The following is a 13,769-nucleotide window of genomic DNA, read 5'->3' on the forward strand; positions in this document are numbered from 1 at the left end:
AGTATCTTACTCCTCGGATATCTCCTGCAAGGTGGAGCGCAGCAAATCTCTAAATCGCCTGGCTGCGCTGTCGTCGTCTTTTTTGCTGATTGATTTGAAAAATTCTTGGCATATCTTAATGTTGCCGGTAGGCCAGCGGTCGGTGAAGGCCTGTCGGGGCGTCGTCTGGAGGACCGGTTGCAGGGCCTTGGCATAGTCCCTGCGGCCGTGCGCCCAATTGATGGTGTGGCGGTAATAGAGCAGCGACCGGTTGAGGAGGACAAAGAGCAGGTCGATGGACCTGGCCGGGCCGACCTGTACCACCTCGCCGCCAAGCGGAATGCCCATGAACTCGGCGCGGCCGGAGAAGGTCTCGCCGCCGAACAGGGCGCCAAGGGCCCCGGCGACGGTGCCGGCCACCGTGAAGATGCCCAGACTGTGGCCAAGGGTCGCCATTTCCAGGCCGGCGCCGATGGCAGCGCCGCTCAGGCCGCCGGCGATCACCACCTGCTTCTTGGTGAGGCCGAGGAGCTGCCAGGTCCGCTCGTCGAAAAGGTCGGCATGCAGCACCGAGTGCGGCGGCAGCTCATACTGGAAGATATTGTGTTTAAAGAGGCTGCGAATCCGCTGGTGGGCGATTTTTTCCTTCTGCACCAGGGTGTCGCTGTAGATGGTGAACAACCGGTCCCGGCAGGACTGGGCATCACTGCCTGCGCCGATATTCTCGCTGAGCTGCAGGCCGAGGCTGTCGGTCAGAAGGCCGGTAATAATCTCGACCGCCGTGTCGTTGCGCGCCGCCCAATCCTTGCGAAAGGCGTCCACCACCAGCGACAGCGGGCGGTGCCAGTCCTGATCGATTGACTTCAGTGCCTCCAGAAGGAGGAGGCGTTCGGCGTAGGTGGCCCGGTGGGCGTTGAATACCCGGTTGCTGTTGAAATTCTTGCGGAATTCGGTTTTCCAATCCTCCAGGAATTCGTCGCTTTGGTCCTTGCAGTTGATGACCGCCATCCGCGGCTTGCCAGTGAGCCGGAGGATCTCCATCTCCGCCTTGTCAACATTGCGCACCGGCCGCGAGCCATCGACCACGTAGATGATCCCCGCCCCGCGTTCGACCGGGCCGAGGAGTTCCCGGTCGTCGTGCAGTTCCGGGACCCCCTCGGCATATTCACGAAACTGCCGCAAGGGGTTGTCGTCTCCTCCTTTAACCCGCTTCTTCAGCTCGACCAGGACCCGGCCCGGGTTCTGAAAACCAGGGGTATCGGTGAAACGCAGCACCTCGCGGCCATCGATAACTACTGGGAAAGACCGGCATTCGGTGGTCTCGCCGGGGATGGGGCTGATGCGCACCGAGTCGTCTTCGGCCAGGGTGGAGAGCACCGATGATTTGCCTTCGTTGGGGTGTCCGAGTATGGCGAATTCCGGTATCATGGTTGGTTCCTCTGGTCAGGGGAGGAGGGAAAGAATCTGCAGGTAGGGGTCTCGCGCCGCCGCCAGCTTTTTCCGCCAGATTGCCAGGTCCTGCGGGGCAAGTGGGGCAAAGCCGAGCAGCACCGGCCGGCCCACCAGGCCGAGGTGGATCATGGTCTTCTCCGGCAGGACCTCGCGCAGCTCCCGCAGGTAGGTGAGAAAGGCGACCAGCGGCGGCATCCAGCCCTCCATGAGGATGAAGAGGCCGACCTGCGGATTGCGGCACTGCAGGGCGAGGTTGTCCTTCAGCTCTTCATCCTCATCATAACCGGTCATGAATTTTTGCACACTGACTATGGCAAAGCCGCGTTCTTGCAGGAGCGGGGTGAGCTTGTCGGTCGGGCAGAGGCCAAAGATGTCATCCGGCACCAGCACGATCTGCGGTAGGAGCTGGAGCCCTTGCTCCGGGGCTTGGTCCCGGCCACCACCCGTCGCCTGGGCCGCAGGCCGGTCCGGCTCCGGGGCCGCTTGGGTGGTGACGAGAGGGGTGCGCATGCGGCGGATCGGGTTGAGGCAGGAGGCGGTGCCCAGGTCCAGGCGGGCCAAAGCGTGTTCTTCAAGGAGCCTGCCGAGCACCGCAAAGGCCAGGCGCAGCAGCAGGCCATAAAAAACCAGACAGAGGACGAGAAAGGGCCACCAGGCGACAAGGTCGCCGGTTGCCAGGTGGTGCAGGCCGTCTTTCAAGATGATCCGGCTGCCCTCAATTTCGGCAAGTGACGGGTAGCTGCTAGATTTCGGGACAAACCACGACCAGGGCAGGGCGGCAAGCTGCACTCCCCGGTGCAGCATGTCGCTGCTGATCTGCAGGGTCGATTGCCAGCCAAAGGCCAGGTCGCTGGTGGCGATCTTCAGCATGGTTGCCGCCAGCAGGCCAATATTGCAGAAGATGGCAAAGAGCTGCACCAGTCCGAACAGCGGCCAGTAAAACAGCGCGCCGTAGACGGCATTGCCGGTGCGAAAGGTGTCCAGGGCATAGACGATCGAGGTCCGTTTGTCGGCGTCAAGGCCTTGCAGCCAGGACCGGTGCAGGACACCGGCCAGCCGGCCGACCGCTCTTTTAAACAGCAGGGAGTAAAAGGACGGCGGGCTCATCGCCGGAACAAGGAGGCGCAGCAGGCAGGTGGCAAAGACCAGGCCGGCCAGAAGCAGCTGGGACAGAACAAAAAAAAGAAGAAAGTGAAAGACATTGACCGGCGTCGTTCCGGTGTAGGTGAAGAAGGTCAGCCCGGTACCGGCGCCAAGCAGGATTCCCAGAACAATCGCCAGGCCTTTGGCAAGGCGGAGGGTATCGCCCAGCAGGGCGCCGGGGCTTTTCCGTTCCGGGCCGGGAAACTCCTCGGCAATACGGGCATGCAGCCACAGACGGAGTATCTCCCGGCGGGAAAGCCGCTCCTTGGCGGCGGTCTGCTGCTGATGGTCGAGGAAGATCTGCCGGTCCCGGCGGTGCAAATCGGTCTCCTCGCCATCCTTGTCCCGGTGGAAGAAGTATTCGAGATTAATGATGTCTTGATAATTCCAGGTCGTTTTCATGGGCGCCATTATACCAGAATGCCACGGCAGGGCAAGAGAGGGCGAGACCGTGGGCGGCAATCGCCCGTTCGGGACTTGCCCCGCCTCTCCTTCCTCAGCCGGTTATTTTCCCGAATCGGCTACTTCGATGATTACCACAACCTCCTGCCACGGTTTGACGGCAGGGTGGACAGAAGGCGGGGCGATGATCTTGCAGAAGAGCCGGGTGTCTTCCTCTATGGCGTTGAGGTAGACCGGGGTGGTGGACAGGGTCAATGGCTTGTCGCCGCGTTTCGGCGGCGGCATCATCACCTGCACCTCTTTGGGGAGAACCTTTGCCTGCTTGAGTTTCAGGTTGGGTGGGAGGGTGCCCACCAGCTGCGGGATGACCTGTACCGACCGTTTTACCATGACCGCGAGATGCACTTCGATCTGGGCCGGGCTGCTGTCGAGGAAGGACAGCTTCGGCGATAACTGCAGGTTTTCCCCGGTGAGGAGGATAGTCTGCTTGCCCTCAACCATGTTCGACAGGTCGACCTTCATTGTCGGCTGGGAAAGGACAAAGCTGTCGATCTCCGACTTCGGGCCGGCCAGTTGCACCCGGACCTCTTCGGCCTTGTCGCCGACCAGCAGAAGATTTTCGGCGGGCTGGCTGTATTCAAGGGGCAGGGACAGGGTTCTTGTTACCACCTGGCGATTGACGATCATCAAGGAAGTCCAGAAGATCGCGGCGACCAGCAGGCTGGCCAGCATGGGGACGAAGGTATTGCGGTCGAGCAGGGCAAGCCGCTCGATATCGAGAAAGTTTTCCTGGATATTGTGGTTTTTGATTTCCTCAGCGATTTCCTCAACCGAGCCTAGGGCCTTCATGACGCCATTGCGAAAAGACGAAACGACGCCTCGCTCCTCCGACACCACCAGGACCAGGGCGTCGGTCTGCTCGGCAAGCCCCATGGCGGCGTGGTGCCGGGTTCCGTACTCCTCCGGCAGCCGGGAGGTCTGCGACATCGGCAGACGGACGCCGAAGGTGGTCAGGCGATTTTCCTCGATGATCATTGCCCCGTCATGGCCGGGGGAGTTGGGGTCGAAAATGCTCATGATGAGCGGCAGGCTCGGTTCCGCCGCCAGTTTGTGGCCGCCGGACAACTTTTCCTGCATCGGTTCCTTGCCGGGATAGACGATTATCGCCCCCCGCTTTAGTTTGGCCAGCTGCCACAGGCTCATGGCAACCATCTGCACCAGGCTGTCGTCAACCGAGAGGGTCTTTTTCTGCTGCAGTGAGGCGACCTTTTCTAGGAGCTTGCGCAGTTCCGGCTGGAAGATGACGATCATGGCGATGACCGCAACATGACTGAGGTTCTGGAAGATCCACTCTATGCCCTCCAGATTGAGAATATTGGCCAGGGTGAACACCATGAGCGCGGCGAAGATCCCCAGGAGGATCTTCCAGGTGCCGAGACGCACCAGGGTCCGGTACAGAAAAAACAGGCCGATGGCAATGAGGGCGATATCGAGCATCGCCTGCCAGGTGAGAAATTCGCGGAGGATAAAGGCTATCTTGTTCATATGGCGCACGCCCTCTTGGGACAGGGAAAAATGGTTCTTGCTGCCGCCCGCGTGGCTGTTTTCGAGCTACCTTGTGGCGGGGGTCCGGCAGATGGTGCGTTGCGGATCATACTCGCTACCAGGGGGGTTCTCCCAGCATTATTTGCATGGGGCAAAGAGTGATGTGTTTCTTGCACGGCAAGGGCAGGTTTCGTTTGCGCAGGCCTGCAGCCCAACTCAGTTTTACGGTAAAAAAAAGATGCCGGGCGCGGCACCCATCAAAAAGGCAGGTACGGGGAGTGAGTGCCCCCGTCAAGGAGACTGTCGCGGGGCGAAGCGGCTTTTCCGGCCCGCCTCGTCGTCGGTCTTTTTGGCAATGGAAAAGGCGAAGGACACCCCCTGCTTGCCATCCGAGCTTGCCCAGATCCGGCCGCCGTGCAGGCTTACCAGTTCCTTGACTATGGCCAGGCCGAGACCGGTGCCCTCGACCTTGTGGTCAATGCAGTTTCTCTTGAACTTCAGGAAGATATTGCGGCAATCCTCCTTGGAGATGGCCTTGCCGTCATTGGCCACCATGATGGTATGGAAGTGGGTCGATTCGCCGTGGGAGATGGTGATTTTACTAAGGCCCGGGCCACCATATTTCAAGGCATTGTCGACAAGGTTTCTGAGAATCCGCAGGATGACCATCTTGTCGGCCTCAAAAATCACCGGCTCTTCAGGTTCGAACCAGGCGATATTGCGTGCATTGAGCCGCTGGCTGCTTTCTGCCCGGACCGTATGGCAGATATCGAGCAGATTCAGAGTTTCTTTATAAATGGGCTGTTCTTTTGAAGAGATAAAGGCGTTGATCTGATCGACAAGGGCAGATACCTGTCTTGCCGATTCTTCAATCTGCACGATGTATTGCCGGCCCTTTTCCGTCATGCCTTCGAGGTGCCTTTTGTTGAGTATTCTTGCCAGACCATGGATGGCGATAACCGGATTTTTAAGGTCGTGGGCGACCGAGTAAGCGAAGAGCTCGATCTTTTCACTCTGCTCGCGTAGCAGATTTTCGGAGTCCTGGCGAAATATCAGGCGCTTCAAGCTGCGGTAAAAACTGAGACAAATGATGAGAAGCCCAGCCGCCCAGAAAAACAGGTGGGTATATTGCAGGTGACGGAGCGATTGCCGCTCCATATTGCGGTACGGCGCAAGAGGGACGGTAACGCTCAGACCGCCGCGGACATCGCCTTCTTTGAACCCCTGTTGGGCGTGGCATTGCAAACAGCCCTGGTTGGCGGGCAGCGGTATCATGAGGCGGAAATATTCTTCACCGTCAATCTTTGTAAAAATCCGTGCCTCTTGCTTGCCGGCTTCGAACTCCCTGAGCATGGCCTTTTCCCAGTCATCGGGGGCATTTTGCGGGTTGATCAGTTTCAGACTGGTGATGTGGCCCTGGCCTTTATAAAGCGTCGAGAAACGTTCACTTACCTGCCGCAAGAAAGAGGCCGGGTCGAGCAGGGTCAGCTGCCGGCCGCTCGGGGTGACGATATCCCGTTCAGGGAGATGGCTGAGGTACGGATTCGGAGGGGTTTCTTCAGTGACGGGTACGTACACCCCGTTATGATCGGTGGCCCAATAACGCAGGGCCTGGTCCTTGTCGATGATTGTCCGGGCCTCTTTCTCTGCTAGCCCCAGGCTTTTGTCCATAATTTCCATGACATTCCAAGTGCTTGCAAGAACGCAGATAATCGTCCAGGCCGCCGCGGAGATCAGGCAGTTGCGGATCAGCACGGATTGTTCGACATTCTTGGCAGGTGTCTCAGTCATTGGTCAGTCTTAAAAAATGCCACGGGCGGCAGTGGTTGTCATGGTTTCTTGTGGAACTGCGTTGAGCAGTTTGCCTGCCTTACAAGGAACGTATGTCCTTGCGGTAAAATATCTCTCTACCTGTATTCTGCCGGAATCATTTCCCAAAGAGAAAAGAAGCCATCAATACTGAGGACAGTCACGCCTCATGTATCCATGTAAGGGTATGTTCGACTTTTTTCAAGTCGAGTGCAAGGCAAAAAATGGTTGGTGGCAAGAATGTGTTGAGGTTGTACGGGGAGGTGGCGGTGGCCCGCAGCACTCCGTGACAATCTGTCGCGGGTTGTTTAAATAGTCGCCCTCGCGCGGGGGGCGACACTTTAAGGGTGCACAGGCCTTGTTCGATCTCGCCGTTTCAATCCGCGCCCCCGCGCGGGGGGCGACTATCACCGGTGAAAAACGAGAGGAAGAAGAGTAAGTTTCAATCCACGCCCCCGCGCGGGGGGCGACTCTCCATCCAAGCTTGAATCATGACTTCCCGGAGTGTTTCAATCCACGCCCCCGCGCGGGGGGCGACCTGCCCTGCTTTGGTGGCTCAGGTAACTCATTGTAGTTTCAATCCACGCCCCCGCGCGGGGGGCGACACATGGCTTACCCTATCTCGATCAACCGCAAACCGTTTCAATCCACGCCCCCGCGCGGGGGGCGACGGCCTTGGTTTCCCAACCGTCCGGCCTGCCTTTTGTTTCAATCCACGCCCCCGCGCGGGGGGCGACCAATGGCAATGTCCACACCCCCTTGCCGCAACCTGTTTCAATCCACGCCCCCGCGCGGGGGGCGACCCACCGCCCAAACGTGAAACAGATGACAAAAAATGTTTCAATCCACGCCCCCGCGCGGGGGGCGACATACTCACGTAAATTTTCGCTCACAATTTTGTTTGTTTCAATCCACGCCCCCGCGCGGGGGGCGACGCAAAATGTAGGTGTATTGAATGAAATATCTTTTGTTTCAATCCACGCCCCCGCGCGGGGGGCGACCACCAAGCACCGATGCCCGCTCCACCTGCCACTCGTTTCAATCCACGCCCCCGCGCGGGGGGCGACACAACTACCATCAGTATCATTAAATATATATTGCGGTTTCAATCCACGCCCCCGCGCGGGGGGCGACCCATCGCCCGGTGATTGCCCCGCCGTTGGTAGTGTTTCAATCCACGCCCCCGCGCGGGGGGCGACAGAACGGGTTTTCGAAATGAGTATAGGAGAACTTGTTTCAATCCACGCCCCCGCGCGGGGGGCGACTCTATAGCATAGCGGGTCGAGCAGAGCGAGAGTTTGTTTCAATCCACGCCCCCGCGCGGGGGGCGACAACCAGGGCCAAGACCGTAATACTTACGTCGAATGTTTCAATCCACGCCCCCGCGCGGGGGGCGACTGCGTAGATGTTCAGCCAGAACCACCCGGAACAGGTTTCAATCCACGCCCCCGCGCGGGGGGCGACCCTGACACCTCGGTGATCTGCTGCTCAAGATCTGGTTTCAATCCACGCCCCCGCGCGGGGGGCGACGCCCAGGCTGAGGCGTCAACGCCGTTCTTCCGTTTGTTTCAATCCACGCCCCCGCGCGGGGGGCGACAGCGGGGGCGGTGATTTCGCCGGGGAAATTGTTGGGTTTCAATCCACGCCCCCGCGCGGGGGGCGACTGCCGCGGTTCGTGCTGCCGGTGTCGATACCAGAGTTTCAATCCACGCCCCCGCGCGGGGGGCGACATATACCGGATAGGCACAGTTGCCGACTCCGCCGTTTCAATCCACGCCCCCGCGCGGGGGGCGACTGGTCCTCATAGGGGATGTGCGGAATGATAAAGGGTTTCAATCCACGCCCCCGCGCGGGGGGCGACGGCAGCAACTGACGAAAAATACATGCAGGATTATGTTTCAATCCACGCCCCCGCGCGGGGGGCGACAGATTGGTGATGGTTATGTTCAGCCCCGATATCGTTTCAATCCACGCCCCCGCGCGGGGGGCGACTTCGTGCTGGCATTCCAGGCCAGGCCGGAATCAGTTTCAATCCACGCCCCCGCGCGGGGGGCGACTTATCAGACATAAAAATTTTGTACTTACAGTATTGTTTCAATCCACGCCCCCGCGCGGGGGGCGACCAGTTTATTCATACAAGAACGGAATGGCCGTTCTGTTTCAATCCACGCCCCCGCGCGGGGGGCGACCACCATAGACTAGAATACCCGTTAAAAGCGCCAAGTTTCAATCCACGCCCCCGCGCGGGGGGCGACAACATGGACGAGTGAAATCGGGCAAAAGAATGTTGTTTCAATCCACGCCCCCGCGCGGGGGGCGACCACAGTGCCACCATTGGCAGACAACTGACTATCCGTGTTTCAATCCACGCCCCCGCGCGGGGGGCGACCTTTGAGGAAGTACCGGATAGTTTCTTTATTCATGTTTCAATCCACGCCCCCGCGCGGGGGGCGACCTGGCGGGACATGGCGATCTTGATGCCCTTAGAGAGTTTCAATCCACGCCCCCGCGCGGGGGGCGACCTTTTGTTGTATTCGGTATGATAGCGACTGTTGGTGTTTCAATCCACGCCCCCGCGCGGGGGGCGACTCAACCCCGATATCGAGGCGATATTTATTTTCTCGTTTCAATCCACGCCCCCGCGCGGGGGGCGACTAGTCGCCGGGGTGGTGTTCGAGGATATGAAATGCGTTTCAATCCACGCCCCCGCGCGGGGGGCGACTGGAGGGCTCCCTCAACGGCACCAGAACCCTCTGGTTTCAATCCACGCCCCCGCGCGGGGGGCGACTCGAGCTGAACTCCACTACCATCCAAAAACTACCGTTTCAATCCACGCCCCCGCGCGGGGGGCGACGCGCAATCCCAATAATGATTTGCTTTGCCGTCCGGTTTCAATCCACGCCCCCGCGCGGGGGGCGACGGAGGTTATTCGCGAGGCCGTTGATTCTTTTTGGGTTTCAATCCACGCCCCCGCGCGGGGGGCGACTTGGCGGTTGAGGAGGTGGCGGCATGAGCAACAAGTTTCAATCCACGCCCCCGCGCGGGGGGCGACGTCTAATGAAATTCGTACTATCGCTATTGAATCCGTTTCAATCCACGCCCCCGCGCGGGGGGCGACATTACAGAAGGATGACGAAAGACGTAGCAATATATGTTTCAATCCACGCCCCCGCGCGGGGGGCGACGCCTGTTTGCTTTCTAACCTGCTCGTTTATCCAGTTTCAATCCACGCCCCCGCGCGGGGGGCGACGGTAAACGAATCGATCTGGGTACCGGAAGGCATGTTTCAATCCACGCCCCCGCGCGGGGGGCGACGCCAGTAGCCGTATCCAACATTACGCCAGCAATCGTTTCAATCCACGCCCCCGCGCGGGGGGCGACGTGGGCTGGATTCCAACCAAGGCGGTATTTTTCGTTTCAATCCACGCCCCCGCGCGGGGGGCGACCTTCTGTATCTAAAAGTGCGCAGACCATAGATCCGTTTCAATCCACGCCCCCGCGCGGGGGGCGACAATTGAAATAAATCCCCCAAGCGGCGAGACATTTGTTTCAATCCACGCCCCCGCGCGGGGGGCGACATGATCTGCCGCTCTACGTGCCGAAGATGTTCCTCGTTTCAATCCACGCCCCCGCGCGGGGGGCGACTTTTGTTGCCGTTACCTCGGCCAACGATTTTAAAGTTTCAATCCACGCCCCCGCGCGGGGGGCGACTTGTGTCCATACTCCACCCGATAAATCCTGATTAGTTTCAATCCACGCCCCCGCGCGGGGGGCGACTCCTAGCGGAGTAGTTGCAATAATAAATGAAATGGGTTTCAATCCACGCCCCCGCGCGGGGGGCGACAGTTTGATTTTACCGCCATCGTTTTGGAAGGCAAGTTTCAATCCACGCCCCCGCGCGGGGGGCGACACCACCACCGGAAAAATGTTGGGATGGTAGTGATGTTTCAATCCACGCCCCCGCGCGGGGGGCGACCCATGTGGCGGGATACTGGGGCACCAATTGGACGTTTCAATCCACGCCCCCGCGCGGGGGGCGACGCGCTAACAATTGAGAGGGAGGCCGAAGCATGAAAGTTTCAATCCACGCCCCCGCGCGGGGGGCGACTTTAATCTCTATATCTATGCCGACATGGATCACATGTTTCAATCCACGCCCCCGCGCGGGGGGCGACCGGCAACGATTGCGCCACCAACCAGCGGGGTAAAGTTTCAATCCACGCCCCCGCGCGGGGGGCGACGTATTAAAACATTATATTAGGTGCAATTTTTATTGTTTCAATCCACGCCCCCGCGCGGGGGGCGACTGTTCTTCAATAAAGCTTTATCATATCAGCTAATAATTATCCCTTTAGCGCGAAAGAGGTAATTATTATGCTTTAAACAACCGTTCTTATAGAGATGAATGATAAATTTAATCGTAAATTAAAGTAGTTATTCTTGTCGCGAAAGGAACGGGGAAATTGTGTCTGCTTTGGGTTCGCGCACCTCCTTTTTAGATGATTAAAGGGCCTTCAGGATCATAAGCGGGTTTCGCTCCGACATGCTCCACTCTATTTTTCCAGTTACTGCCGAGAAAATAAAAACGTAGACTGTCTAATTCCTCATCAATTTCATCGATCAAACGCGCCCGTAGGGTGGACCATTGAGCTGGATCAAGCAGGCACTCAAAAACTGAAAACTGCACCCGTTGGCCACAATTCACGCAGGCCTTGGCAACGCGCCTCAATCGTCTTCGTCCTTCCGATGTTTCCGTGTTTACATCATAGGTTACCAGTACCAGCATCTCAGTCTCCTATTTCCAAAAATATGGTGGATATCCATCCAGATCGCCCCGTATATAGCGGCTCAATAGCAGAGACTGGGCATGGGGCAGCAAGCCGAGAGCAATCTTTTCGTTGATAAACGGATGCTGCAATTCCTCCTGCTTTCGTTTTTGGTAAGCGACCAGCACTTCCTTGCGGGTTTCGTCATCCATGACTACCGCGCCTGTTTCCGTCGTCTTGAAGCCTTTACCCTTGATCTGTCGCCGGTTGACGAGAGAGAGGGCGAGCCGGTCGGCAAGCACCGGTCGCAACTCTTCCATGATATCGAGTGCCAGACTCGGTCTGCCCGGTCGGTCTCGGTGGAGAAATCCGACAGCTGGATCAAGGCCAACCGTTTCCAGCGCAGAGCGGACATCATGCACCAAAAGGGTATAAAGAAAGGAGAGAAGGGCGTTCATGTTGTCGAGTGGCGGGCGTCTGTTCCGTCCATTGAAAAAGAACTCATCCTTACCCGCGACAATCAGATGATCGAGTACTGAAAAATAGCATTTGGCCGTATCTCCTTCTACACCCCGTACACTTTCAAGGGACATCGGTTGCCGGAGCACACCCAGCTGCTTCTCCAGGTAGTCGGCCGCACTTTTCATATCCTGATTCCCAGCCGCTTCCGGATAATCACGCACCCCCCGCAGAAGAACCGTTCGCTGGTTGGCCACCTTGGCGATGACTATGGCACGAGCAATTTCGGCGGATTTGTCGGTATCGTCGGCCCACCGGTATTGTTGCCTTCGTAAAAGGACATTGCCGGAAACCGGTCCTTCAACCCTCGCCCAAAACTTCCCGTATTCGCTTAAGAAAGCAATCCTTACGCCCCGTTCGGCACATAACTGCATAAGCGGTGGTGAGCAGGAAACCTGGCCAAAGCAGACAATGCCGCCAAGGGTATGGATCGGCACTCGAAGTCGCGTCTCATGTTCAACGCGGACAGCGACAGTCTCGCCATCCCGTGCCAGATAGGCGCCTTGGGTTGTAACATAAAGAGAGTTCAGCAAATGTCGCATAAGTTGGTCTCGTGTTATTTCTTTAGTGCGCTCGCAGTCTTTTGTGTCGTTAAACGTTTCTGGCTCTCCGGCTCAGTTAGATAATTATCCCGGCTAACCACCCTCTCGCCTGTTTCTTTCTCCAGTTTCTCTCTCGCCTCGCCGGCAATTCTTCCACCTTTGTGGGAAGCAATTTTGTTTTCGCCAAAGCCTTGGGCATCCTGTTTTCGGGCAATCTCAGTAGTGGCCGCCTCGCCAAGCATGGAGAAGATTAACTCCAGATCGGTCATATGATCGCGCAGATTTTCCCGCTCCAGCCCTTTCAACTCCTTGTATTCTGAAGGTGTCAGGCCGAACGCAGCTTTTGAAATCTCAGTGGTCAGTATTGCATATTCCGGTTCCTCGTTGACACCTCGATTTTTCCATTCGTCGGTAAGTTCGGCCCGGACGGCAATGCCGCGCATCCGTTTCTCGATCCAGGCCTCCGAATAGCCTTTGGCCCGGTAGAGAGCCTTGGTCCGTTTGGTAGCCAGCTCCGGGTCCTCAATCTCCTGAACCCGCTCATGACCGACCTTGGCCAGCCAACGCTTGAAGGGCTCGGCCTTGGGAGAAGGAATCGACTGGATAATTCTAAAAATCCCTTCGGTATCAGCCACTTCAGTTTGATATTTCTTGCCGTCTGTTGCTTCCAACTTGAGTTGTCGACAAAATGTCGACAACTCAATTCCGCTTGCAGCCTGCTCCCGTTTTTTCATGCGATACCAGTAATCTCGGGGCTTATCGCTGTCAGTCAAGGCCGCGACCACATCAACGACGGCAAAATGCCATTCATTGTTATGTAGGATTCTGCGGATTTCTTTGTTTTTAAAAACAACCAGTTTTGTTTCCAACTCAATACCTCATTATTGTTGCGACACTTGATCGAGGGCTGTGGTCAGGTAGCTCTTTGCGCTCCGTTTCGACCCCGTTACCTTTGGCATACATGCCGACAGCAGGGAACAGCTTTCACATTTCTTTTCGTATCGAGCTTGTGGCGTACGGCCACTTGTCACTAATTTATGGAGTCGGTTGGCTGCTTTAATGGTTTTGCTCCGCAGAGTGTCGTCGAACAGCACCACCAACCGCCTGTGGGGCTTGCCGTAGTAGATTGCCCCTTCCGGCACGGAACAGCCAAGCATTTCCTCAAGACAGATCGCCTGAGCGCAAAGCTGGGCTTCAAAACCTTCTTCATGTCGCATCCTGCCGCGCTTGTAATCTACAGGATAAGGTTTCCATAGTCCGCCAGTGCCTGCCAGCGGAATTGAAATGGCTCTTTCCTCAGTTGTAATTGAGGAAATAATTGCCTTATCGCTCATCCGGTGAAATTCCACCACATCGGCTTTGCCGGAAAGTCCGAACTCAGAGGAACGTAATAAAAGCCCACGAGATATACGGATATCATTCCGCGACTCTGTGGGCACATCGTCATCGACCTTCTTGTGCAGGTGGGAACCCTCGACAGTGAAAAGATTGTCTTCCCAAATGCCTTCGAGTTGTATGAGGGCGGCACGACGCTCACAAAAAAGAAGATGCTGAAGCAATGAAATTGGTAATAAGTCTTCTTCGTTATACACTTCAGCACCTGTTTAATTGG

General features: G+C 57.4%; 8 protein-coding genes and 1 CRISPR repeat array. All 8 genes read right to left on the reverse strand.

Annotated features, from left to right (window positions below; translation table 11 throughout):
• Nucleotides 1-6 precede the first annotated feature (6 nt).
• The 8 genes from OEL83_06140 to cas4 all read right to left on the reverse strand — a co-directional run bounded on the left by OEL83_06140 (nt 7) and on the right by cas4 (nt 13,749).
• Nucleotides 7-1,407 carry a DUF3482 domain-containing protein gene (locus OEL83_06140; protein MDK9706613.1) on the reverse strand — a complete coding sequence of 467 codons (1,401 nt, stop codon included), beginning with the start codon at nt 1,405-1,407 and terminating at the stop codon, nt 7-9.
• Nucleotides 1,408-1,422: 15 nt separating this feature from the next.
• Nucleotides 1,423-2,976, reverse strand: coding sequence for a DUF2868 domain-containing protein (locus OEL83_06145; GenBank protein ID MDK9706614.1), 1,554 nt, complete (start codon nt 2,974-2,976; stop codon nt 1,423-1,425).
• 102 nt (nt 2,977-3,078) lie between these two features.
• Nucleotides 3,079-4,521 carry a diadenylate cyclase gene (locus OEL83_06150; GenBank protein MDK9706615.1) on the reverse strand — a complete coding sequence of 481 codons (1,443 nt, stop codon included), beginning with the start codon at nt 4,519-4,521 and terminating at the stop codon, nt 3,079-3,081.
• 291 nt (nt 4,522-4,812) lie between these two features.
• A complete protein-coding gene (locus tag OEL83_06155) occupies nt 4,813-6,312 on the reverse strand; it encodes a DUF3365 domain-containing protein (protein ID MDK9706616.1) in 1,500 nt (499 codons plus the stop codon).
• Between the two features lie 324 nt (nt 6,313-6,636).
• Nucleotides 6,637-10,637: a CRISPR direct-repeat array (repeat unit 32 nt; unit sequence GTTTCAATCCACGCCCCCGCGCGGGGGGCGAC).
• 188 nt (nt 10,638-10,825) lie between these two features.
• On the reverse strand, nt 10,826-11,116 hold the full coding sequence (gene cas2 / locus OEL83_06160) for a CRISPR-associated endonuclease Cas2 (protein MDK9706617.1): 291 nt from the start codon (nt 11,114-11,116) through the stop codon (nt 10,826-10,828).
• A gap of 9 nt (nt 11,117-11,125) precedes the next feature.
• The gene (cas1c, locus tag OEL83_06165) at nt 11,126-12,157 is read right to left on the reverse strand and encodes a type I-C CRISPR-associated endonuclease Cas1c (protein ID MDK9706618.1); all 1,032 of its coding nucleotides are present in this window, start codon (nt 12,155-12,157) and stop codon (nt 11,126-11,128) included.
• A gap of 14 nt (nt 12,158-12,171) precedes the next feature.
• On the reverse strand, nt 12,172-13,026 hold the full coding sequence (locus OEL83_06170) for a Bro-N domain-containing protein (protein MDK9706619.1): 855 nt from the start codon (nt 13,024-13,026) through the stop codon (nt 12,172-12,174).
• Nucleotides 13,027-13,038: 12 nt separating this feature from the next.
• On the reverse strand, nt 13,039-13,749 hold the full coding sequence (cas4, locus tag OEL83_06175; protein ID MDK9706620.1) for a CRISPR-associated protein Cas4: 711 nt from the start codon (nt 13,747-13,749) through the stop codon (nt 13,039-13,041).
• Nucleotides 13,750-13,769 lie beyond the last annotated feature (20 nt).

Source organism: Desulforhopalus sp. (genome assembly GCA_030247675.1).
Classification (GTDB): Bacteria; Desulfobacterota; Desulfobulbia; order Desulfobulbales; family Desulfocapsaceae; genus Desulforhopalus_A.